Source organism: Pseudomonas sp. NEEL19, from assembly GCF_028751975.1.
Lineage (GTDB): Bacteria > Pseudomonadota > Gammaproteobacteria > Pseudomonadales > Pseudomonadaceae > Aquipseudomonas > Aquipseudomonas juntendi.
Map to the genome: position 1 here is coordinate 437,302 of NZ_CP081491.1, position 23,644 is coordinate 460,945.

Sequence of the window (23,644 nt, forward strand, 5' to 3'; positions counted from 1 at the left end):
GAATCAGGCTTCGGGCTGATCGGCCAACTGATCGGCCAGGCGCACGAAGGCGGCCAGGTCCAGCTGCTCCGGGCGCAGGCTGCCATCCACGCCGGCAGCTTCGATGGCCGCGCTGTCGAGCAGGCCCTTCATGGTGTTGCGCAGTGTCTTGCGGCGCTGGTTGAACGCTTCACGCACCACCCGCTCCAGCAGTTGTGCATCTTTGGCCGGGTGAGGCAGCACTTCGTGCGGCACCAGCCGCACGATGGCCGAATCCACTTTCGGTGGCGGGTTGAACGCCCCAGGGCCAACGTTGAACAGGTGTTCCACGCGGCAGTGGTACTGCACCATGATCGACAACCGCCCCCAATCACCACCGCCAGGGCCGGCGGCCATGCGCTCGACCACTTCCTTCTGCAGCATGAAGTGCATGTCGCGGATCAGCCCGGCATGGCTGAGCAGGTGGAAGATCAGCGGCGTGGAGATGTTATAGGGCAGGTTACCCACCACCTTGAGGCTGCGCGGCGGGACGCCCAGCTGGTTGAAGTCGAACTTCAGGGCGTCGCCCTGGTGCAGGCGGAAATTGCTGCGGTCAGCGAACTTGTGCTGCAGGATCGGCACCAGGTCCTTGTCCAGCTCGACCACGTCCAGTTGCGCGCCGCTGCCCAGCAGGCCCTCGGTCAGGGCGCCCTGGCCCGGGCCGATTTCAAGCAGGTGTTCGCCAGGCTTGGCGTGGATAGCGCGCAGGATACGGTCGATGATGCCGGCGTCGTGCAGGAAGTTCTGGCCGAAGCGCTTGCGCGCCCGGTGTTGGTATTGCTCGTTCATGGTCGGTTCTCGGCCATCTGGTAGGCGGTTTCCAGCGCGACGCGCAGGCTGCCGGTGTCGACCTTGCCGCTGCCGGCCAGGTCCAGGGCGGTGCCGTGGTCAACCGAGGTACGGATGATCGGCAGGCCCAAGGTCACGTTCACGGCCGCACCAAAACCCTTGTACTTGAGTACGGGCAGGCCTTGGTCGTGGTACATCGCCAGCACCGCGTCGCAGTGCTCCAGATATTTGGGGGTAAACAGGGTATCGGCCGGCAGCGGCCCGCGCAGGTCCATGCCTTCGGCGCGCAGGCGGGCCAGGGTCGGCTCGATGATGTCGATTTCTTCGCGGCCCAGGTGGCCGCCTTCACCGGCATGCGGGTTGAGGCCGCACACCAGGATGCGTGGGGCGGTGATGCCGAACTTGTCGCGCATGTCTGCATGCAGGATGCGGGTAACCCGCTCGACGCGCTCGGCAGTGATGGCGTCGGCGATGTCCCGCAGCGGCAGGTGGGTGGTAACCAGGGCCACGCGCAGGCCGCGGGTAGCCAGCATCATCACCACTTGTGCGGTTTGGGTCAGTTCGGCGAGGAATTCGGTGTGCCCGGAAAAGGCGATGCCGCTCTCGTTGATCACCCCCTTGTGCACGGGGGCGGTGATCATCCCGGCGAAGTGCCCGTCCAGGCAGCCCTGGCCAGCACGGGTCAGGGTTTGCAGCACGAACGCGGCGTTGGCCGTGTCGAGCTGGCCCGGTGTTACCGGGGCCGCCAGCGGTGTATCCCAGACATACAGGCTGCCCGCTGGCGCTGGCTGCTCGGGCCAGTGGCCCGGGGCAACCGGCAACAGGTCGACAGCCAGCCCCAGCTGGGTGGCCCGCTCGGCGAGCAGGTCACGGCTGGTGATGGCAATCAGGGGGTGGGGCTGGGCGTCTGCGGCGAGCAGCAGGCACAGGTCAGGACCTATGCCTGCCGGCTCGCCGGGGGTGACGGCGAAGCGCAGGGGCTTCACTGGGCGGCCTGGTCGGCGCCAGGCAGCTTGATTTCAACGTAGGCTTCGTCGCGAATCTGGCGCAGCCAGGTTTGCAGCTCTTCGTCGTATTTGCGGTTACGCAGCACGTTCAGGGCCTGTTGCTCACGCGCCTGCTCGGTGCTGTCGGTGGCCCGACGGCCCAGTACTTCCAGCACGTGCCAGCCATACTGGGTTTTGAACGGCTTGGTCACGACGCCTTGCTGGGCGTTGGCCATCTGCTCGCGGAACTCCGGCACCAGGCTGTTCGGGTCGACCCAGTTGAGGTCACCGCCGTTGAGCGCTGAGCCCGGGTCTTCCGAGTAGCTTTTCGCCAGTTCGGCGAAGTCTTCGCCGTTCTTGATGCGTTCGTACAGGCGCTCGGCCAGCTGCTCGGTGGCCGCGTCGCTGCGGATCTCGCTTGGCTTGATCAGGATGTGGCGCACATGCACTTCGTCGCGCAGCACGTTCTCGCTGCCGCCACGCTTCTCTTCCAGCTTGAGGATGATGAAGCCATTGGGGATGCGGATCGGCTGGGTGATTTCACCCACCGGCATGCTGCTGAGCATCTTGGCGAAGTCTGGTGGCAGCTGGGCCGCTTTACGCCAACCCATCTCGCCGCCTTCCAGGGCGTTTTCGCTGGCGGAGCGGGCGATGGCCAGTTGGCCGAAGTCCGCGCCTTGCTTGAGCTGCTGGTACACCTCGCCCACCTGGCGTGCAGCCTTCTGAATGTCTGCCGAGTTGGCCGCCTCCGGGGTGGGGATCAGGATGTTGGCCAGGCGGTACTCTTCCGACATCTGCATCTTGCCCATGTCGGAGTTGAGGAAGTTCTTCACTTCCTGCTCCGACACCTGGATGCGCTCGGCCACGCGGCGTTGGCGCACGCGGCTGATGATCATCTCGCGCTTGACCTGGTCGCGGGCGTCGTCGAACGACAGGCCGTCATGGGCCAACGCTGCGCGGAACTGGTCCAGCGACATGCCGTTGCGCTGGGCAATGGTGCCGATGGCCTGGTTCAGTTCTTCGTCGGTGATGCGAATGCCGGAGCGTTCGCCAATCTGCAGTTGCAGGTTTTCGACGATCAGGCGTTCCAGTACCTGCTGTTCCAGGGCGCCGGCGGGCGGCACGCTGCCGCCGCGCTTGGCGATGGTTTGCTGAACCTCATGCACGCGCTGGTCCAGCTGGCTTTGCATGACCACGTCGTTGTCGACGATGGCCACCACGCGATCAAGCGGCTGTACCGCGGCATGCACCGCGCCACTCAGCAAAGCGACGCCCAGCAGCACTGGGCGCAGTCGATCAATAAGCTTGGTCTTCACGTTCACGGTAACCTTGAATGCCTTGGTCGAGGAAAGATTCGACCTTGTTGCCAACTACACCACCGAGGCCTTTCAGGACGATCTGAAGGAAGACACCGTGGTCGCCTTTTTCGTTCTGCGGAAGGGCCTGGCTGAAATCGTCGTAGTCGATCCAGTAGCGGTTGACCAGACGCAGCTTCCAGCAGCAGTTGTCGTATTCGAAACCACCCATGGCTTCCAGGGTGCGGTTGCGGTTGTAGTCATGCTGCCAGCGGGCAATCACGCTCCACTGTGGCACGATCGGCCAGATGACCGAGAAATCGTGCTGCTGGATCTTGTAGTAATCCTTGATGTAGTTCGGATCGCCTGGGGTGCCATAGTCACCGCCGCCCACCTTCCAGGTACCCGTTGTCGAGTCGTAGGCGATGGTGTCGTTACGGTAGCGGTAGCCGAGGTTGACGATCTTGTTCGGGTTGTCTTCAGGCTGGTAGTGGAACATCGCACTGCCCGAGCGGGTGCTGCGGCTGTCCGGGTCCCAGTTGAAGTCCGAATTGAAGCGCCAGTCGCGGTTGAAGTAGTAGTTGTACACCAGGGCGTACGGCGATACGTCGGACTGCGAGTCTTTGCGGGTGCGGTAGTCGATACCCGGCAACTGTACCTTGCGGTCTTTGAAGTAGTAGGCCTGGCCGATGCTGAAGTTCTGGCGCTCGAAGCCGTTGTCTTCGATCCAGCGGGTGGTGACACCCAGCGACAGCTTGTTCTCGTCGCCGATGCGGTCGGTGCCGCTGAAGCGGTTGTCGCGGAACAGCGAATCGTAGCTGAACAGGGTTTCGCCCGTATCGAACAGCGGGATGTCCTTCTGGTCCTTGTACGGGACGTACAGGTAGAACATGCGCGGTTCGAGGGTTTGACGGTAGTTGTTGCCGAACAGCGAGGTATTGCGGTCGAAGTACAGGCCGCTGTCGACGCTGAAGATCGGTACATCGCGGCTTACGGAGCTGTCGTAGCTGCCGTAGGCGGCTGGATTTGCAGCTTCCAGGGCGATTGCATCGGCCTTGCCTTTGCTGTCGAGGTCCAGGTCGTACTGGGTGTAGGCATATTTCAGCTTGGGCGTCAGGAACCCATAGCTGGCCGTCATCGGGTAGCTGATGGACGGCGCCACATTCAGGCGCGTGCCGTTGGCCCGCTCGATACCTTGAATGTTTTGATCAAGGCGACGACCTGCTGCCCCGGCCGAGAAGTCCGGGTTGCCGTCTTTGTCGCGGACAAAGTCATTCTTCAGGTCACGTTCAAAGCGTACCGCTTCGGTCTCGTAACCCAGGTTCAGGCCGCCTGGCTGGAATGGCAGGGTACCGTTGAGGGTCAGCTGCGGCAGGCGGTCATACGGCGTGATCTGCGAAATGGTCGCCATTTCGTAGGCATGCACGTTCAGGCGCGCGGTGTAGCTGTCGCCACGGTAGGTCAGCGCGCCCTGCTGGTTCAGCACGTCGCGGCTTTCCACGCCGATCTGGTCGGACTCCAGGTCCTGGAAGTAGAACGGGTCGCTGATGTCGGTGTAGTCCACCTCGCTCATCAGGCGTTCGTCCAGGCCACCCTTGTGCTGCCAGTTGACCATCCAGCGCTGGTCTTTGTAGTCCGTCTGGTCTTTGCGGTCGTCGTTCTTGTCGTTCAGGTACGCGCCGCCGAACTGGCCTTCGCTGGACTTGGTCAGGTAGCGGAACTCGCCTTCCATCAGCAAGCCGCGCTTGGTCATGTAGCGCGGGTACAACGTGGCGTCGTAGTTCGGCGCCAGGTTGAAGTAGTACGGCGTGACCAGCATGAAGCCGGTGTCGCTGCTGCTGCTGAACGAAGGTGGCAGGAAGCCGGACTGGCGACGATCGTCAATCGGGAAGTAGATGTACGGTGTGTAGAACACCGGGAAATCCTTGACCCGCAGGGTGACGTTGGTCGCGGTGCCGAAGCCGGTGGCCGGGTTCAGGGTGATGTTGTTGCCCTTCAGCTGCCAGGCGTTGCTGCCCGGTTCGCAGGTGGTGTACGTACCGTCCTTGAGGCGGATGATGGCGTTTTCGCCACGCTTGGCGTACAGGGCGCTGCCGCGGATATGCGACTTGTGCATCACGTATTCGGCGTTGTCGACCTGTGCTTCGCCCGTGTCGAGCTGAATCTGTGCCTGGTCACCGACTACCAGCGAGCCGTTGTCACGGATCTTGACGTTGCCTTTGAGCTCGCCACGGTTTTCGGCCTGATACAGGTTGGCCTCGTCCGCTTCGGCCTGCATGCTGCCCTGGCGCATGACCACGTCACCGGCGAGGGTAGCGATCTGCTGCTCCTGCTGGTACTTGGACACCTTGGCATTGATGTAGGTTGGCGACTCGTCCTTGGGCGTGGTGTCGGCCATGCCTGGGCGAGTTGGCTCGATGTAGGCGCCACCGCAGTACGGGCCGGTTTCGGCCAGCTGTGCAGCAGTGAGCTTTTCACGCGGCACCCAGTCGAGGTGGCTGTAGTCTTCGCTGCGCGACTTCAGGCCGCGGCCTTTGGCCTCGGTGACCAGCATCGGCCGGTCCGCAGTTTCGCCTTCGCTCGCGGCTTCGGTGCCGCCGCTGACGGCGGCACCTTCGTGCACCGGGCGTGGCGGCAGGTTGCTGGCTGGGGTCTTGGGCTTGCAGTCCCAGCCGCCGGCGGCGGACACTTGGCAGTCAAACTGCTCGGCTGCCACCACGTACGATGTGGCCAGAGGTTGCAGGGCCAGCAGACCGCCGGTGACCAGCAACGGAAACTTTCTACGAAACGCGGGGGATTTCAATGCCATCTTATTAGTCCGGGCTTCCTGCGTGCCATCTGCCCGCGTGTGGGGCCGCACGCCTCTCGATGGTCTGAAAAAGATGCTGGATAATAAAGCATGACCCGCTTGACGGCTAGGGCCGTCGGAGACCCTTGTAATGCCTGAACACGATGTACGCCTGCAACAGCTGACGGTCTGGCTCGCCGAGCAGCTCGATGAACTTTTCCGCAGCAAGGCTTGGGGCGAGGTGCCCGAAGGCCGCCTGACCGCGGCCAGCAGCGATGCCAGCTTCCGCCGTTACTTCCGCTGGCAGGGGGCTGGGCGCAGCTTCGTGGTCATGGACGCGCCCCCGCCGCAGGAGAACTGCCGACCGTTCGTCGCCATCGACCACCTGCTGGCCAGTGCCGGTGTGAATGTGCCGCAGATCCACGCCCAGGACCTGGAGCGCGGGTTCCTGCTGCTGGGTGACCTGGGTCACCAGACATACCTGGATATCATTGATGCCGATAATGCCGACAGCCTGTTCGCCGACGCCATCGAGGCGTTGCTGAAGTTCCAGCGCCTGCCGATGGACGCCCAGTTGCCCAGCTACGACGACGCCCTGCTGCGCCGCGAGGTTGAACTGTTCCCCGAATGGTACGTAGGGCGCGAGCTTGGCCTGGCCCTCAACGATAGCCAGAAAGCTGCCTGGCAGCGCATCAGCCAACTGTTGATCGACAGCGCCCTGGCCCAGCCGAAAGTGCTGGTGCACCGCGACTACATGCCGCGCAACCTGATGCAGAGCACCCCGAACCCTGGCGTGCTGGACTTCCAGGATGCGGTGTACGGCCCGGTCACCTACGACATTACCTGCCTGTTCAAGGATGCCTTCCTCACCTGGCCACAGGCGCGCGTCGAAGGCTGGTTGCGTGCCTATTGGGAGCGGGCAGTGGCGGCCGGTATCCCGGTTCATGCTGAGTTCGAGGCGTTCCAGCGTGCCAGCGACCTGATGGGCGTGCAGCGCCATTTGAAGGTGATCGGCATTTTTGCCCGTATCTGCCACCGCGACGGCAAGCCGCGCTACCTGGGCGACGTGCCGCGTTTCTTCGCCTATATAGAAGAAGTGATCGGTCGCCGGCCCGAATTGGCGGAGCTGGGTGAGCTGATTGCCGAGCTGCAAGCCGGAGCGCGTGCATGAAGGCAATGATCCTGGCGGCGGGGAAGGGTGAACGCATGCGCCCGCTGACGCTGCATACCCCCAAACCGTTGGTTCCGGTCGCCGGCCAGCCGCTGATCGAGTACCACCTGCGTGCGCTGGCGGCTGCGGGTGTCCGCGAAGTGGTGATCAACCATGCCTGGCTCGGCCAGCAGATCGAAGAGCACCTGGGCGATGGCGGCCGCTTCGGCCTGCGCATTTGCTACTCGCCGGAGGGTGAGCCGCTGGAAACCGGCGGCGGCATCTTCAAGGCGCTGCCTTTGCTGGGCGACGCTCCCTTCCTGCTGGTGAACGGCGATGTCTGGACCGACTACGACTTCACCCGCCTGCAGGCCCCCCTGCAAGGCCTGGCGCACCTGGTGCTGGTCGATAACCCTGGCCACCATGGCCGTGGCGACTTCCGCCTGGCGGACGGGCAGGTGGTCGATGGCGACGACGCGCCGGGTACGCTGACGTTCAGTGGTATCTCGGTCCTGCACCCGGCGCTGTTCGCGGGTTGCCAGGCTGGTGCCTTCAAACTGGCGCCGTTGTTGCGCCAGGCCATGGCGGCTGGCCGGGTCACGGGCGAGCACTACCGCGGGCACTGGGTGGACGTCGGTACGCTCGAGCGCCTGGCCGAGGCCGAGCGGCTGATCGGCGAGCGCGCCTGACATGTGGTGGCCAGGCACACTGATTGGCGCTGGCGCGGGCTTTGCCGTGGCCAACATCCCCGGGGCGCTGTTGGGGCTGCTGCTCGGCCAGGCCCTCGACCGCCGCTTGCGCTTGCAGGGCTGGGATGACATGCGCGACCGCCTGAGCGGGCGCCCGGCGCTGGCTGACGATGAGTTGCTGTTCGTGATGCTGGGGCGCCTGGCCAAGAGCGATGGCCGGGTGGCCGAGCAGCATATCCAGCAGGCGCGCCAGGAAATGTCGCGGCTGGACCTGGCGGAGCCGGCCCGCTTGCGCGCCATCAAGGCGTTCAACCGTGGCAAGGCCGGCAAGGACCGGCTTGGCGGCCACTTGCGGCGGATTCGCGAACAGCCGCATGCGGCCGAAGGCACCTTGCGCGCCTGTTGGCGCATGGTCTGGGCCGACGGCAAGATGGGCAACAAGGAGCGTGAGCTGCTGCTGGACTGGGGGCAGAAGCTGGGCCTGAGCCGGCGCCAGGTGCAGGCCATGTCGGTGGAATACGAGCCGCGCAGGGCTGCCCGGCCGGAAGGGCTGGCCATGACCTATGCGGCGGCGTTGCGCTTGCTGGCGGTAGAGGCGGACACCGAAGCTGACAAGGTCAAGCAGGCGTATCGCCGGCTGGTCAGCCGGCATCACCCGGACAAACTGGCAGGCACCGGCGCCAGCGAGGCACAGGTGCGTGAAGCGACCGAGCGCACGCGGGAGTTGCACCAGGCCTATGCCATGATCCGCAAGCGGCGGGGCCTTTGAGGGCCTCATCGCCGGCAAGCCAGCCCTCATAGAACAATGCATAACTTATTGATTTAGCAGGGTCCTTGTGGGAGCGGTCATTTCGAACCGCCGCGAACACCGGCGTAGCCGGTGCCAGCCACCGCGCTGGATTCTTCGCGGGCACGCCCGCTCCCACAGGTAATACACAACGCCTGAATATTGTGGCCTACCTGTAGGGGCAACCTTACCCTTGCGGGTTCATCCAGCCTCGCACGCGGCGGAACAACTGCTCTTGCTCGGCGGCCTGGTTGCCTGGCATGGCGATCAGCGACAACTGCCGGTACTGGCTGTCTTTCTGCCGCTTGCTGGCCTGCAAGCGCAGCGCGGCGGCGCTGCGGTCAGCACTGCGGGTGGCGTAGTAGATGTCGGCGGTGGGCACCTTCAACGTCGGCGCCAGGCTTTCCAGATCATGCTCCACGCGCGCCGGCGTCTGCGCCGCCACCATGACCAGCTTGTGCACCTGCGGCGGCTGTTTTTCGCTTAGGTAGCGGGCTGCCCAGTACGCACCGCTGCCATGGCCGATCAGCACGATGCTGCGGGCATTGCGCTGCTGGGCAAACGCCACGGCAGCATCCAGGCGGGCGAAAATCCGCTCGGCATCGGCCGGGTCGCTCTGTTCGCTGGCCAGTTCGGCATCGGTGCTTTCTGCGGTGTCGGCATCGGCGGCGGTGGCCTGGGCGACATTGGCATTGGCGTCGGCTGGCACATCCTTGACCGGTGCACGCTCACCCTGGGTTTGGTCCGTTGCGGCCTTGGGCTTGGCTTCTACCCGGGCTTGCGGGCTGTCGGCGAGCAGGTCAGGCATGCTTATGCTCAGGCTGTGCCAGCCGACATCCGGGAATTTTTGCCGCAGCGGGCCAACGGCATTTGGCCAGTCTGCGTTTTCGCCGGCACCCGGCACGATGATCACGGCACCTTGCGGATCACTGTCGTTGGCCGGCTTCCACAACGCCAGGAAACTGTCGGCACCTGCCTGTAGCGTCTGTTGCTCGGCCTTGGGTACCAGCCGCTCGAGTGCCAGGGCATCCTCTTGGCTGCGCTCGAGCAGCGGCGGGCGCGGTGTTTCGGCTGCCGGTGCCGCATTGGCCGCCGGCGGTGTTTCGGCATCGGCGGCCAAGGCGCCGAGTGGCAGGAGCGAAGCCAGGCAGCACATTGCCAGCGTCGTGCGATAAAGTGTGGACATGCGTCAACCCAAGGCCAGAATGATACCGGCAGCCTAATAGTATTTGCCCGTGACGGCCATGCTGCATGGCCGCCTTGCCAAGACGAGCGTATAGATGAAGCGAGTGCGTCGCCTGTTGGTTATCGGCTGCTTGTGGCTGCCCTTGATTGCATTTGCCCGGCCCGAGGCGCCGGCCACTGTTGCGCTCGAGCCGGCCCAGCAGCAGTGGTTGGACGCGCACCGGAGCCTGCGTGTGGGCCTGGTGCTGCAAGCGCCCTATGCTCAATTCGACCGGCGCCTGCAGCAGTTGTACGGTGCCAACGTCGAATTGGTCAGCAACCTGGCACACGTGCTGCGCCTGGACCTGACCTGGCGCCACTTCAGTGACCAGGCCAGCCTGGAGCATGCCCTGCAGAACGGCGAAATCGACTTCGCTCCCGGCCTTACCCAGACCCCGGCCAGCCTGCGCCTGTGGTTGTTCAGCGACCCGTACATGCGCGTGCCGCAATTGGTGGTAGGGCCACGCACTGGGGCCATGGCGGTGGAGCTGGAAAAGCTCGATCGCGAGCAGCGCGTTGCCGTGCGCATGCCCAGCCAACTGGCAGAGTACTTGCGCGGTAACTACAGCAACCTGAACCTGCAGGGGGTGCCCAGCGAGCGCGAGGCCTTGCAACTGGTGGTGGGCGGCCAGGCCAGCTTCGCCGTGCTGGACGAGGCGCAACTCAGCCGCCTGTCACGCGAGAGCGAGTTCGGTGAGCTGGCCGTGGTGGGCGATATTGGCCTGCCGCAGTTGCTGCGGCTGGGCTCGCGGCGTGACTGGCCGGTGTTGGCCGATGTGCTCGAACAAGGCTTGCAGGCCCTGCCTGCCAAGGAGCTGGAGCAACTGCACCAGCGCTGGTTGCAGCCCAAGTACCCGCGCCTGAGCGAGTCGCCCGGTTTCTGGCAGAACCTGGCGTTGCTGTTCGGCCTGCTGCTGCTGTGCGCCCTGGCTACCCTGCTATGGCAACGCCGGCAACAGCGCCAGCTGGAGCGCAGCCTGCTGGCTGCGCGGGAAAGCCTGGTGGAGCGCCAGGTGCGTGAAGAGGCCCTGCGCCTGAGCCAGTTCGCGATTGACCAGAGTACGGTGGGTATTCTGTGGGTCAACTGGGACAGCCATGTCCGGTACGCCAACCACGCCGCTGAACGCATGCTCGGTTATGCCGAAGGCGAGCTTCTGGAGCGGCCGCTGAGCGACTTCGAGCCGAGCCTGAGCATGGACCGCTGGCTGGAGCTGTGGAAAGGCGCCCGCGCCGGGGCTGGCGGTGTAGGTCAGTTCGAGGCGCAGTGCAAGCGCGCGGACCACAGCTTGCTGCCGGTCGAGCTGTCGTTGAGCTTCTTGCGCTTTCGCGACTCGGAGTACCTGGTGGTGTACCTGGCCGACGTTACCGAACGGCACCGGGCCTTGGCGGCTTTACGCGAAAGCGAGGCGCGGCTAAAGGGCATTGCCGGCAACGTGCCGGGGCTGGTGTTCCGCCTGGAGCGGGACCCGGCCGAGGGCGAGCTGGAGTTCCCCTATATCAGTGAAGGTAGCGAGGCCCTGGTCGGGTATGCGCCCAGCGAGATCCAGCACCCGCAAATGGGCCTGCGCAACCTGGTACACCCCGATGACCGCGCCGATTACCACCGGGTCCAGGACCTGGCCCTGGCCAGCGACCAGGACTGGTCCTGGCAGGGACGTATTCTCACCCGCCAGGGTGAACAGCGCTGGGCCGACATCAAGGCCAGTACCCGGCACCTGGGCAACGGTCAGGTGGTATGGGACGGCGTGGTGTGGGATATCACCCAGGGCAAGCGCGCCGAACTGGCGCTGGCCAAGTCACAGGAGCAGCTGCGCGAGCTGTCGGCCCACCTGGAAAGCGTGCGCGAGGAAGAGAAGGCTCGCATCGCCCGCGAAGTGCATGATGAGCTGGGGCAGATGCTGACCGTGCTCAAGCTGGAAGTGTCGATGTGCGAGCTGGCGTTTGCCGAGCTGGACCCGGGGCTCAACGAGCGCCTGGCCAGCATGAAGCGCTTGATCGCCCAGTTGTTCCAGTTGGTGCGTGATGTGGCCACTGCCCTGCGCCCGCCGATCCTCGACGCGGGCATCGCCTCGGCCATCGAGTGGCAGGCCAGGCGCTTCGAAGCCCGTACGCAAATCCCCTGCCTGGTGCAGGTACCGGATAATCTGCCAGCATTGAGTGACGCCAAGGCCACCGGGCTGTTCCGCATTCTGCAGGAGGCGTTGACCAATGTGATGCGCCATGCCCAGGCGCACAGCGTGGAAATCGAGCTGGTTCATCAGGGCGGGCAGTTACGCCTGACAGTCAGTGATGATGGCCAGGGCTTTTGCCGTGAGCAGACCCGGCCCACCTCGTTTGGCCTGGTCGGCGTACGCGAGCGGGTACTGATGTTGGGCGGCAGCATGGTGCTGGACAGTCAGCCGGGCGAGGGCACCAGCCTGAGCGTGGCCATACCGTTGGAGTAGGAGAGCAAACGTGATTCGAGTGCTGGTGGCCGAAGACCACACCATTGTCCGTGAAGGCATCAAGCAGTTGATTAGCCTGGCCAAGGACATGCAGGTGGTGGGGGAGGCCGGGAATGGCGAGCAGTTGCTCGAGACCCTGCGGCATACGCCGTGCGAAGTGGTGCTGCTGGATATCTCGATGCCTGGCGTGAGCGGGCTGGAGGCGATCCCGCGGATTCGCGCGCTGTTCGACGCGCCGGCGATCCTGATGCTGTCGATGCATGACGAGGCGCAAATGGCCGCGCGGGCGCTGAAGGCCGGTGCGGCGGGCTATGCCACCAAGGACAGTGACCCGGCGCTACTGCTGACGGCGATTCGCCGGGTGGCTGCTGGCGGGCGCTATATCGACCCGGCGTTGGCTGACCGCATGGTGTTCGAAGTGGGCCTGACCGAGTCGCGGCCGTTGCACACCCTGCTCTCGGAGCGGGAGTTTTCCGTGTTCGAGCGCCTGGCCCAGGGCGCCAACGTCAATGACATTGCCCAGCAACTGGCGCTGTCGAGCAAGACCATCAGTACACACAAGGCGCGGCTGATGCAGAAGCTGAAGGTGAACTCGCTGGCGGAGCTTGTGAAGTACGCCATGGAGCACAAGCTGGTCTGATTGCGACCCCGGCGGTATCTGCGGTGCAGCGGGAATTCTCGGGCCGCTGCGCGCACCATCGAGACACAAGGCAGCCCCCCAGGGGCAAGGCTGTTCTGAACGCGCCATCCTTGTAGGGCAATCCCTACATCAAATCTTCCATCCGGATGATGGCATTCTCTCAGCACCCCCGATTTTCCGGCGCTTGCGCCTCTTTTACGCTTTGCCCACGCAGTCATCCAACAAGAAGGTGCAGGCATGAGCGAGGCGAAGTCGAACGCTGCAACCAGCGAAACGCTGGTCAGCTTCCGTGGTGTGCAGAAGAGCTACGACGGCGAGTCGCTGATCGTCAAAGACCTTAACTTGGATATCCGCAAGGGCGAATTCCTCACCCTGCTTGGCCCTTCTGGCTCCGGCAAGACCACCAGCCTGATGATGCTGGCGGGGTTCGAAACCCCTACCGCCGGGGAAATCCACCTGTCCGGGCGCTCGATCAACAATGTACCGCCGCACAAGCGTGATATCGGCATGGTGTTCCAGAACTATGCGCTGTTCCCGCACATGACGGTTGCGGAAAACCTGGCCTTCCCGCTGACCGTACGCAATTTGAGCAAGACCGATATCAGCGAACGGGTCAAGCGCGTGCTGAACATGGTGCAACTGGATGCCTTTGCCAAGCGCTACCCCGGCCAGCTTTCTGGCGGCCAGCAACAGCGCGTGGCGTTGGCCCGGGCGCTGGTGTTCGAGCCCCAGTTGGTGCTGATGGACGAGCCGCTCGGGGCACTGGACAAGCAGCTGCGTGAGCACATGCAGATGGAGATCAAGCACATTCACCAGCGCCTGGGGGTGACCGTGGTGTACGTGACCCACGATCAGGGCGAAGCGCTGACCATGTCTGACCGGGTGGCGGTATTCCACCAGGGTGAGATCCAGCAGATCGCCGACCCGCGCACGCTGTACGAGGAACCCTGCAACACCTTCGTCGCCAATTTCATCGGCGAGAACAACCGCCTCAACGGCACGCTGCTGGCCAGCGACGGCAAGCGCTGCCAGGTGCAGCTGCCGCGCGGCGAGCGGATCGAGGCACTGGCAGTGAATGTCGGCCAGGCCGGCGAACCGGTCACCCTGTCCATCCGCCCCGAGCGGGTACGCCTGAACGGCCACAGTGAAAGCTGCGCGAACCGCTTCTCGGGCCGGGTGGCGGAGTTCATCTACCTGGGCGACCACGTGCGGGTGCGCCTGGAAGTTTGCGGCAAGGGCGATTTCTTCGTGAAACAGCCCATTGCCGAACTCGACCCGGCCCTGGCCGTGGGCGATGTGGTACCGCTGGGCTGGGAGGTGGAGCACGCCCGCGCGCTCGATCCGATTGCCGAAGCCCATTGATGGATTGCTTCACCAACCCTGTACTGTGGAGAGAACAAGAATGCGCAAGCAGTTGAAACTGACCGCCCTGGCCCTGGGGCTGTTCACCGCCGGCCAGGCCATGGCCGCAGACCTCACCGTGGTCTCGTTCGGCGGGGCCAACAAGGCCGCCCAGGTCAAGGCGTTCTACGAGCCGTGGGAAAAGGCCGGGCATGGCAAGATCGTCGCAGGCGAGTACAACGGCGAAATGGCCAAGGTCAAAGCCATGGTCGATACCAAGAGCGTGTCGTGGAACCTGGTGGAGGTGGAGTCGCCAGAGTTGGCCCGCGGCTGTGACGAGGGCATGTTCGAAGAGATCGACCCCGCCCTGTTCGGCAACGAAGCCGATTACGTGCCGGGCGCCATCCAGCCTTGTGGCGTGGGCTTCTTCGTCTGGTCCACGGTATTGGCCTACAACGCGGACAAGCTCAAGACCGCACCGACCAGCTGGGCCGACTTCTGGGACACCAAGAAATTCCCTGGCAAGCGCGGCTTGCGCAAGGGCGCCAAGTACACCCTGGAATTCGCCCTGATGGCCGACGGCGTGGCGCCCAAGGACGTTTACCAGGTGCTGGGTACCAAAGAGGGCGTGGACCGCGCCTTCAAGAAGCTCGACGAACTCAAGCCAAGCATCCAGTGGTGGGAAGCGGGTGCCCAGCCACCTCAGTACCTGGCCTCGGGTGACGTGGTCATGAGCTCGGCCTACAACGGCCGCATCGCGGCGGTGCAGAAGGAAAGCAACCTCAAGGTGGTGTGGAATGGCGGCATCTATGACTTCGATGCCTGGGCCATCCCGAAAGGTGCCAAGGATGCCGACCAGGCGAAGAAATTCATCGCCTTCAGCGTGCAGCCTGAGCAGCAGAAGATCTACTCCGAGAACATCGCCTACGGCCCGGCCAATTCCAAGGCAGTGAGCCTGCTGTCGGACGAGGTGAAGAAAGACATGCCGACCACGCCTGAGAACATTGCCAACCAGGTGCAGATCGACGTGGCCTTCTGGGCCGACAACAGCGAGCAGCTGGAGCAACGCTTCAACGCCTGGGCGGCGAAGAAGTAACCGACCAGCGCAAGGGGCCGCTATGCGGCCCCAATTTCAGTTCGTATCGCGGAGTTTGCCATGGCCATTGCAGTGCCACTCAAAGAAGGCGCAGGTCAAAGTCTGAAGCAGCGCCTCAAGCATGCCGAGCGGGTCAACCGCTGGAAGGCGCAAGCGCTGATCGCGCCGCTGGCGCTGTTCCTTCTGCTGGTGTTCCTGGTGCCGATCGCGGCGCTGCTGTACAAGAGCGTCGGCAACCCGGAGGTGGTCGGTGGCCTGCCGCGCACGGTCGACGTCATCAGCCAGTGGGACGGCAAGAGCCTGCCTGGCGAGGACGTGTACAAGGCGCTGAGCCAGGACCTGGCCGAGTCGCGCAAGAACCAGACCCTGGGCGACCTGTCCAAACGCCTGAACATGGAACTGGCCGGCTACCGCAGCTTGCTGGCCAAGACGGCGCGCGCATTGCCGTTCAAGAGCGAGCCCGCCTCTTACAAGGATGCCCTGCAGGCCCTGGACGAACGTTGGGGCGACCCGGCCTACTGGCAGGCGATCCGCCGCAACACCAGCACGCTGACCCCGTTCTACCTGCTGGCTTCGCTGGACCACCGTATCGATGACCTTGGCGAACTGGCCAAGGCTACCCCGGACCAGGCCATTTACCTGGATATCTTTGCCCGCACCCTGTGGATGGGCGTGGTGATCACCGCCATCTGCCTGGTGCTGGCCTACCCGCTGGCGTACCTGCTGGCCAACCTGCCGACCCGGCAGAGCAACCTGTTGATGATTCTGGTGTTGCTGCCGTTCTGGACCTCGATCCTGGTGCGGGTGGCAGCGTGGATCGTACTGCTGCAGTCGGGCGGGCTGATCAACAGTGCGCTGATGGCCATGGGCATCATCGACCAGCCGCTGGAACTGGTGTTCAACCGCACCGGCGTTTACATCTCGATGGTGCACATTCTGCTGCCGTTCATGATCCTGCCGCTGTACAGCGTGATGAAAGGCATTTCGCCAAGCTACATGCGCGCGGCGATTTCGCTGGGTTGCCACCCGTTCGCCAGTTTCTGGCGGGTGTACTTCCCCCAGACGTATGCCGGTGTCGGCGCCGGCTGCCTGCTGGTATTCATCCTGGCCATTGGTTACTACATCACCCCGGCACTGCTGGGTAGCCCGAACGACCAGATGGTCAGCTACTTCGTGGCCTTCTATACCAACACCAGCATCAACTGGGGCATGGCCACCGCACTGGGCGGGCTGTTGCTGCTGGCGACCGTGCTGCTGTACCTGATCTATAGCTGGCTGGTCGGCGCCAGCCGCCTGCGCCTGAGCTGAGGAGCCTTGTCATGCTGAGCCCTTACATGTCGCCCGTGGAGCGGGTGTGGTTCTACAGCCTGCGCATTCTTTGCGGCCTGATTCTGCTGTTCCTGATCTTGCCGGTGCTGGTGATCGTGCCCTTGTCGTTCAACAGTGGCAGCTTCCTGGTGTACCCGCTGCAGGGCTTCTCGTTGCAGTGGTACCAGGACTTCTTCAACTCGGCCGAATGGATGCGGGCGCTGAAGAACAGCATCATCGTTGCCCCTGCGGCCACGGTGCTGGCCATGGTGTTCGGCACATTGGCGGCCATCGGCCTGACCCGCGGTGATTTTCCCGGCAAGTCGCTGGTGATGGCACTGGTGATTTCGCCGATGGTGGTGCCGGTGGTGATCATCGGGGTGGCCAGCTATCTGTTCTTTGCCCCGCTGGGCATGGGCAACAGCTTCACCTCGCTGATTCTGGTGCATGCGGTGCTGGGCGTGCCGTTCGTCATCATCACGGTGTCGGCAACCTTGCAGGGCTTCAACTACAACCTGGTGCGCGCGGCAGCCAGCCTGGGCGCTTCGCCCCTGCTGACCTTCCGCCGGGTGACCCTGCCGCTGATCGCTCCCGGGGTGATTTCGGGCGCGCTGTTCGCCTTTGCCACGTCGTTCGATGAGGTCGTTGTGACCCTGTTCCTCGCCGGCCCGGAGCAGGCGACCCTGCCGCGGCAGATGTTCAGCGGTATTCGCGAGAACCTGAGCCCGACCATCGCTGCCGCGGCGACATTGCTGATTGCGTTTTCGGTGATCTTGCTGCTGACCCTGGAGTGGCTGCGCGGGCGTAGCGAGAAGCTGAGAACGCAGCAGCCTGGCTGATTTTTCAGTAGCTGTATGGGCCCTATCGCCGGCAAGCCGGCTCCCACAGCGTTCTGCACAAGAGTCATGCCATGCAGAAACCTGTGGAGATCCCATGTGGGAGCCGGCTTGCCGGCGATAGGGCCCGTACAGGCACTACAAGGCTTTTGGTCACTGGTCGACACCCATTGATACCAATCAGCCCTCACCCCCGTTGCCTGAGTTACAATGCGCGCCACCGTGATTCTGCCAACAGGTGCGCCATGCAGCCCTACGCTATTGCCCCCTCCATTCTTTCTGCCGATTTCGCCCGCTTGGGCGAGGATGTCGACAAGGTACTGGCGGCGGGTGCCGACATCGTCCACTTCGATGTCATGGACAACCACTACGTTCCCAACCTGACCATCGGCCCGATGGTGTGCACTGCCCTGCGCAAGTATGGCGTCACCGCCCCGATCGATGTGCACCTGATGGTCAGCCCGGTCGATCGCATCATCGGCGACTTCATCGAAGCCGGCGCCACCTACATCACCTTCCACCCGGAAGCTTCGCAGCACATCGACCGTTCGCTGCAACTGATCAAGGACGGCGGCTGCAAGGCCGGGCTGGTGTTCAACCCGGCCACCAGCCTGGACGCCTTGAAGTACGTCATGGACAAGATCGACATGGTGCTGCTGATGAGCGTCAACCCGGGTTTCGGCGGGCAGAAGTTCATCCCTGGCACACTCGACAAGCTGCGTGAAGCGCGTGCGTTGATCGACGCCAGTGGCCGTGATATCCGCCTGGAAATCGACGGTGGCGTCAACGTCAACAACATCCGCGAGATCGCTGCCGCTGGCGCCGACACGTTCGTGGCCGGCTCGGCGATCTTCAATGCCCCGGACTACCAGGAAGTCATCGCCAAAATGCGCGCCGAACTGGCCCAGGCTCGCCCATGAGTGGCTTCGAGCAGCTGTTTCCGGGGACGCTCCCCAGGCTGGTGATGTTCGATCTGGACGGTACCCTGATCGATTCCGTGCCAGACCTGGCCGCCGCCGTGGACCGCATGCTGCTCGAACTGGGGCGCCCGCCTGCTGGCCTTGAGGCGGTACGCCAATGGGTCGGCAATGGCGCCCAGGTGCTTGTGCGCCGCGCCCTGGCCGGTGGCATCGAGCATGAAACCGTGGACGATGCGCTGGCTGAACAGGGCTTGGCGCTGTTCATGGAGGCCTACGCCGAAAGCCATGAGCTCACCGTGGTTTACCCCGGGGTCAAGGACACCCTGCGCTGGCTGCACAAGCAGGGCGTGGAAATGGCCTTGATCACCAACAAACCGGAGCGCTTCGTCGCGCCCTTGCTGGACCAGATGAAGATCGGCCGGTATTTCCGCTGGATCATCGGCGGTGACACCCTGCCACAGAAAAAGCCCGACCCGGCGGCGCTGCTGTTCGTCATGCAAATGGCGGGCGTGAGCCCGCAACAGTCGCTGTTTGTCGGCGACTCGCGCAGCGACGTGCAGGCGGCCAAGGCGGCCGGGGTGCAGTGCGTGGGGCTGACCTACGGCTACAACCATGGCCGGCCCATCAAGGACGAGTCGCCAAGCCTGGTGATCGACGATCTGCGTGCATTGCTGCCCGGTTGCGCAGACCCGGCCACTGGGATAACGTTGGCGGACCTTCAAGCCTCAGCAGACAGAGAGTCCACCGTGGCGGTTACTGGCAAATTCTGGATGAAAGTCATCAAGGCCTTGGCCCGTTGGCGTTGGCGCGCCTGACTTCAGCCTGCCGGCGCGTGCCGGCCCGTCCGTTTGCCTGACCCATTGCTGCTTGCCACGAGGCTACTCATGAACCACGAAGAATTCCTGCGCCTGGCTGCTGCCGGCTATAACCGCATTCCCCTGGCCTGCGAAACCCTGGCCGACTTCGATACGCCGCTGTCGATCTACCTGAAGCTGGCCGACCAAGCCAACTCGTACCTGCTCGAATCGGTGCAGGGCGGCGAGAAATGGGGCCGTTACTCGATGATCGGCCTGCCCTCGCGGACGGTGATGCGGGTGCACGGCTATCACGTCAGCATCCTGCAGGACGGTGTCGAGGTTGAACGCCACGATGTCGAAGACCCGCTGGCCTTTGTCGAGACGTTCAAGGAGCGCTACAAGGTCGCCGACATTCCCGGCCTGCCACGTTTCAATGGCGGCCTGGTCGGTTACTTCGGCTACGACTGCGTGCGCTATGTGGAAAAGCGCCTGGGGGCCAGCCCGAACCCAGACCCGCTGGGTGTGCCCGACATTCTGCTGATGGTCTCGGACGCGGTCGTGGTATTCGACAACCTGGCCGGCAAGATGCACGCCATCGTGCTGGTAGACCCTGCGCAAGATCAGGCTTTCGAGCAAGGCCAGGCGCGCCTGCAAGACTTGCTGGAAACCCTGCGCCAGCCTATTACCCCCCGCCGAGGCCTGGACCTGAGCGGCCCGCAGGCTGCCGAGCCGGCATTCCGCTCCAGCTACACCCGTGAGGACTACGAAAGCGCCGTTGGCCGCATCAAGGAATACATCCTGGCTGGCGACTGCATGCAGGTGGTGCCGTCACAACGTATGTCGATCGACTTCAAGGCGGCGCCAATCGACCTCTATCGCGCTTTGCGCTGCTTCAACCCGACGCCTTACATGTACTTCTTCAATTTTGGCGACTTCCACGTGGTTGGCAGCTCGCCAGAAGTGCTGGTGCGGGTCGAGGACAACCTGGTCACCGTGCGCCCGATTGCCGGTACCCGCCCGCGTGGCGCAACCGAAGAGGCCGACCGTGCGCTGGAAGACGACCTGCTGTCGGACGACAAAGAGATCGCCGAGCACCTGATGCTGATCGACCTGGGCCGCAACGATGTCGGCCGGGTGTCCTCCACGGGCAGCGTACGCCTGACCGAGAAGATGGTGATCGAGCGCTACTCCAACGTCATGCACATTGTTTCCAACGTCACCGGCCACTTGCGCGAAGGGCTGACGGCGATGGATGCACTGCGCGCGATCCTGCCGGCCGGTACCCTTTCGGGGGCGCCGAAGATCCGTGCAATGGAGATCATCGACGAACTGGAGCCGGTCAAGCGTGGTGTATATGGCGGTGCCGTGGGGTACTTCGCCTGGAATGGCAACATGGATACCGCCATTGCCATTCGTACGGCGGTGATCAAGGACGGCGAGCTGCATGTGCAGGCAGGTGGCGGTATCGTTGCCGACTCGGTGCCGGCGCTGGAGTGGGAAGAAACCATCAACAAGCGCCGGGCGATGTTCCGTGCGGTGGCCTTGGCTGAGCAGACTTGCGCCAAATAATTCACTAGCCTCTGGGCTGCCGCCTGCAAGGAATCGCATTCACGGCGATTGCGCTTCCCTGTAGGAGCGGCCTTGTGTCGCGAAAGGGCCGCAAAGCGGCCCCAGCCAGCTAGAAATCGACGCTAACCCCCAGACTCACCCCCTGCTGCGTCAGCTCATCACTCTTGCGCCAATTGTAGTTGCCGCGCAAATGCACCCCCGCCACCACTTCATGGCTTACCCCCAGGCTGGCCCGGGTCAGGTCGCTGTGCGGCGTATACCCGGTCAGGGTAAAGTCATTCGCCGGCAAGCTGGTCAGGTGCATGGTCACGTCCTGCTGGTCATCCTCGAACTCATGCTCTTGCGCCACCTCGGCGAACAGCCGGGTAGAGGGCAGCACCTGCACGTTGCCCAGCAGCCCCACGCCCAGGCGGCGAGACGTGCGCTCCTGGTCATCGAAACCCAGGGCTGTGGAGCGCCCGCTCTTCTCGTCGTAGCCGTCCACCTTGACCCGCGCATAGTCGGCGCTGATGAACGGCGCCAGTTGCCAGTTGCTGCTGTCCGCCGCCAGGTTGTAGCCCAGCCGTGCGGACATCGCCCAGGCTTCACCGTCGGTGTCGCCCTTTTCGCTACGCTCGTTCACACCCAGGGCAAAGGTGCGCTTGAGGTCGCTGTAGTCCAGGTGCCCGGCTGTCAGCGCTGCATCGGCCCACCAGCGGTCCTGCCGGTACTGGGCGAAGGCGCTGGCCAGGTAGCTGTCGAGCTTGTAGTCCGAATCTTGCGCGCCTGCTTCCAGTTTCTGCCGGTAGACGCCGCCCGTGAGCCCCAGGCGCCAGGCATCGTTCAGGCGGTAGCTGCCACCGACGGTCAGGTTGTACCCCCGGCCATCGCCGCTGGCCGCGCTGCCCTGGCTGTCGAAGTCCAGGTCCTGGGCGCCGCTGCTGACAAACGCTTGCCACTGGCCGATCGCTTGCCATGGCGTTTGCCATTGGCTACGCAATTCATCCTGGTGGGCACGCAGGCTGGCGTGCGCCATTTCCGGCAGCAGGGACAGTTCCCATGGCGCGGACAGGATCGAGTAGGCGTAATCGGCAATCAGTTGCTGGCCGGCGATGGTCGGGTGCACCGAATCGTTGAACAGTAGCCGGGTCGGGTCTGGCGTGGTGCCGTCGATGCCATGGACCGGGTTGCCCACGCAGCCTTGCCCGCTGTAGCAAGTGCCGACCAGGTTCTGGTCAGGTGCCAGGCCGAACTGGCTGGGGCTGGCCAAGGCCTCGCTCAGCAATACAGGGATGTTCAGGGGGATGACGTGGGCATCGATCTGCCTCAGCTGGCCCAGCAGCGATTGATTGAACGCCCCGGACAGCAACGAGAGCGGGTTCTGTTGCGGCGTGCCGCTGAAGTTCGGTGTTTGGCCAAGGTCGGGTAGCAGCCAGACCATGATGTAGCGTGCGCCGCCCTGTTGCAGGGCCTGAGCGCTGGCGGCCAGCCGAGCACCGGCCGCCACTGCGTCGGCCGGGCTGTTGACCAGGCCTTGCAGAAAGTCGTTGCCGCCGCCGGTCAGGTAGTACAGGGCATTGGGGTCGGCGCGCAGCCCGTTGGCCAGGTAGCCAGGCTTCTCTCGCAACACCGTCCCGGCGCCTGGGTTGCCGGGTGGAATGACGGTTCTGGAGGTTTCGGTGATCGAATCAAGAATCTGTTGCGTGGTGTAGCCCCCTACCGCCCAGTTGTTGCCGTCGGGGCGTACACCGACCGAGGTGGAGGGGTTCAGCGCATTGGGGTCTATGCCCAAACGGCCACCGAGGATCATCGGCGACACCGGGGCAAAATTGCCATCGGCATCACGGTTGGTGAAGCGGGCGCCGGAGGTGCCACCTGTCAGGTCGGGGAACTGCCCGGCATCTGCCAGGCTGTCGCCGAATACGATCAGCGTGGAATAGGGCGAGGGGGTGGCAAAGGCCTGGCTGCAGGCCAGGGCTAATGAAGCGAAGGCAAAGCGCAAAAGTGGAGCTTTTCTCATCGCGGAACATCCTTTTCTTTGTTTTTATGAGAACAACCTGATCGACATTAGCAAATCGTGGGGCTTCGCTCCCAAGTCCATTCGTTTCCCCGTGTTTACAGGCATATTGCGCCCGCCGCGCCGGTAGGCTACTGTGCCGTGACGTATGAGCGAGACCTACCCTGTGTTGATCGTCAGCAAACTCTTGATGCGCGTAATCAAGGCCCACGCCCGTTGGCGTTGGCGCGCCTGACTTTATCCCCTGCCGGCCAGTCCGGCCCGCCCCTGTTTGCCTTCCTGTTCCTCGCCCTCAAGTGGCACAGCCACCGCTATGGCGGGCAGAGGGAGGTTCGAATTTGAAGTCAGTAAGTTCAAGAGGTTTAACACCATGTTACTGATGATCGACAACTACGACTCATTTACTTACAACGTTGTGCAGTACCTTGGCGAGCTGGGTGCCGAGGTCAAGGTCGTTCGCAATGACGAACTGACCATTGCGCAGATCGAAGCCCTGAACCCCGAGCGGATCGTCGTCTCCCCTGGCCCGTGCACGCCGAGCGAGGCGGGCGTGTCCATCGAGGCCATCCTGCATTTCGCCGGCAAGCTGCCGATCCTCGGCGTATGCCTGGGCCACCAGTCCATCGGCCAGGCCTTTGGCGGTGACGTGGTCCGGGCTCGCCAGGTGATGCATGGCAAGACCAGCCCGGTACTCCACCGCGACCGCGGCGTGTTTGCCGGCCTCAACAACCCGCTGACGGTGACCCGCTACCACTCGCTGGTGGTCAAGCGCGACACCCTGCCTGACTGCCTGGAAGTGACCGCCTGGACGGCCCATGCAGATGGTTCGGTTGACGAGATCATGGGCCTGCGCCACAAAACGCTGAACATCGAAGGGGTGCAGTTCCACCCTGAGTCGATCCTTACCGAGCAGGGCCACGAGCTGTTCGCCAACTTCCTCAAGCAGACCGGCGGCCGCCGCTAAGGATTGA

Annotated in this window: 19 protein-coding genes; 13 read left to right on the forward strand and 6 right to left on the reverse strand. The window is 63.8% G+C overall.

Translation table 11 applies throughout. From position 1 onward, the window contains the following. Positions 1-3: 3 nt before the first annotated feature. Genes rsmA through K4A76_RS01950 form a run of 4 tightly spaced genes read right to left on the reverse strand, consistent with a single transcriptional unit; the run spans position 4 to position 5,897 of the window. On the reverse strand, positions 4-807 hold the full coding sequence (gene rsmA, locus K4A76_RS01935) for a 16S rRNA (adenine(1518)-N(6)/adenine(1519)-N(6))-dimethyltransferase RsmA (protein ID WP_029885943.1): 804 nt from the start codon (positions 805-807) through the stop codon (positions 4-6). Further along, a complete protein-coding gene (gene pdxA, locus K4A76_RS01940; protein ID WP_054911840.1) occupies positions 804-1,793 on the reverse strand; it encodes a 4-hydroxythreonine-4-phosphate dehydrogenase PdxA in 990 nt (329 codons plus the stop codon). Before pdxA ends, rsmA begins: the two co-directional genes overlap by 4 nt. Continuing rightward, the gene (gene surA, locus K4A76_RS01945; protein ID WP_033690895.1) at positions 1,790-3,109 is read right to left on the reverse strand and encodes a peptidylprolyl isomerase SurA; all 1,320 of its coding nucleotides are present in this window, start codon (positions 3,107-3,109) and stop codon (positions 1,790-1,792) included. Before surA ends, pdxA begins: the two co-directional genes overlap by 4 nt. Continuing rightward, positions 3,090-5,897: an LPS-assembly protein LptD gene (locus tag K4A76_RS01950; RefSeq protein WP_274411441.1), complete on the reverse strand. Its 2,808-nt coding sequence runs from the start codon at positions 5,895-5,897 to the stop codon at positions 3,090-3,092. Before K4A76_RS01950 ends, surA begins: the two co-directional genes overlap by 20 nt. Positions 5,898-6,027: 130 nt before the next feature. Here K4A76_RS01950 and K4A76_RS01955 point away from each other — a divergent pair, with 130 nt between their 5' ends. From K4A76_RS01955 to K4A76_RS01965, 3 genes are read left to right on the forward strand one after another with little or no spacing between them, the layout of a single operon-like run. After that, positions 6,028-7,047, forward strand: coding sequence for an aminoglycoside phosphotransferase family protein (locus K4A76_RS01955; protein ID WP_274411442.1), 1,020 nt, complete (start codon positions 6,028-6,030; stop codon positions 7,045-7,047). After that, positions 7,044-7,715, forward strand: a complete 672-nt coding sequence (murU, locus tag K4A76_RS01960) for an N-acetylmuramate alpha-1-phosphate uridylyltransferase MurU (RefSeq protein ID WP_274411443.1) — start codon at positions 7,044-7,046, stop codon at positions 7,713-7,715. The genes K4A76_RS01955 and murU overlap by 4 nt, the downstream gene beginning before the upstream one ends. A 1-nt stretch (position 7,716) precedes the next feature. Next, positions 7,717-8,484, forward strand: coding sequence for a TerB family tellurite resistance protein (locus K4A76_RS01965; RefSeq protein WP_009685244.1), 768 nt, complete (start codon positions 7,717-7,719; stop codon positions 8,482-8,484). A gap of 205 nt (positions 8,485-8,689) precedes the next feature. Here K4A76_RS01965 and K4A76_RS01970 read toward each other — a convergent pair whose 3' ends face one another. Continuing rightward, a complete protein-coding gene (locus K4A76_RS01970) occupies positions 8,690-9,688 on the reverse strand; it encodes an alpha/beta hydrolase family protein (RefSeq protein ID WP_274411444.1) in 999 nt (332 codons plus the stop codon). A gap of 94 nt (positions 9,689-9,782) precedes the next feature. Here K4A76_RS01970 and K4A76_RS01975 point away from each other — a divergent pair, with 94 nt between their 5' ends. From K4A76_RS01975 to trpE, 9 genes are all read left to right on the forward strand, one after another. Next, positions 9,783-12,170, forward strand: coding sequence for a PAS domain-containing sensor histidine kinase (locus tag K4A76_RS01975; protein WP_274411445.1), 2,388 nt, complete (start codon positions 9,783-9,785; stop codon positions 12,168-12,170). A 10-nt stretch (positions 12,171-12,180) separates the two neighbouring features. Next, positions 12,181-12,810, forward strand: a complete 630-nt coding sequence (locus tag K4A76_RS01980; RefSeq protein ID WP_274411446.1) for a response regulator — start codon at positions 12,181-12,183, stop codon at positions 12,808-12,810. Positions 12,811-13,047: 237 nt separating this feature from the next. After that, positions 13,048-14,172 (forward strand): ABC transporter ATP-binding protein, encoded by a 1,125-nt coding sequence (locus tag K4A76_RS01985; protein ID WP_274411447.1) that lies wholly within the window; start codon positions 13,048-13,050, stop codon positions 14,170-14,172. Positions 14,173-14,212: 40 nt separating this feature from the next. Next, positions 14,213-15,247: an ABC transporter substrate-binding protein gene (locus K4A76_RS01990; RefSeq protein ID WP_054911833.1), complete on the forward strand. Its 1,035-nt coding sequence runs from the start codon at positions 14,213-14,215 to the stop codon at positions 15,245-15,247. Between the two features lie 60 nt (positions 15,248-15,307). Beyond that, a complete protein-coding gene (locus K4A76_RS01995; protein ID WP_009685250.1) occupies positions 15,308-16,555 on the forward strand; it encodes an ABC transporter permease in 1,248 nt (415 codons plus the stop codon). Between the two features lie 11 nt (positions 16,556-16,566). Further along, the gene (locus K4A76_RS02000; RefSeq protein WP_029885953.1) at positions 16,567-17,394 is read left to right on the forward strand and encodes an ABC transporter permease; all 828 of its coding nucleotides are present in this window, start codon (positions 16,567-16,569) and stop codon (positions 17,392-17,394) included. Between the two features lie 242 nt (positions 17,395-17,636). After that, on the forward strand, positions 17,637-18,311 hold the full coding sequence (rpe, locus tag K4A76_RS02005; protein ID WP_029885954.1) for a ribulose-phosphate 3-epimerase: 675 nt from the start codon (positions 17,637-17,639) through the stop codon (positions 18,309-18,311). After that, positions 18,308-19,126, forward strand: coding sequence for a phosphoglycolate phosphatase (locus K4A76_RS02010; RefSeq protein ID WP_029885955.1), 819 nt, complete (start codon positions 18,308-18,310; stop codon positions 19,124-19,126). Before rpe ends, K4A76_RS02010 begins: the two co-directional genes overlap by 4 nt. A 69-nt stretch (positions 19,127-19,195) precedes the next feature. After that, positions 19,196-20,677, forward strand: a complete 1,482-nt coding sequence (gene trpE / locus K4A76_RS02015; RefSeq protein ID WP_054911831.1) for an anthranilate synthase component I — start codon at positions 19,196-19,198, stop codon at positions 20,675-20,677. A gap of 109 nt (positions 20,678-20,786) precedes the next feature. Here trpE and estP read toward each other — a convergent pair whose 3' ends face one another. Further along, a complete protein-coding gene (gene estP, locus K4A76_RS02020; protein ID WP_274411448.1) occupies positions 20,787-22,676 on the reverse strand; it encodes an esterase EstP in 1,890 nt (629 codons plus the stop codon). 367 nt (positions 22,677-23,043) lie between these two features. Here estP and K4A76_RS02025 point away from each other — a divergent pair, with 367 nt between their 5' ends. After that, entirely contained in the window at positions 23,044-23,637 is a 594-nt protein-coding gene (locus K4A76_RS02025; RefSeq protein WP_274411449.1) for an aminodeoxychorismate/anthranilate synthase component II, read from the forward strand. Positions 23,638-23,644 lie beyond the last annotated feature (7 nt).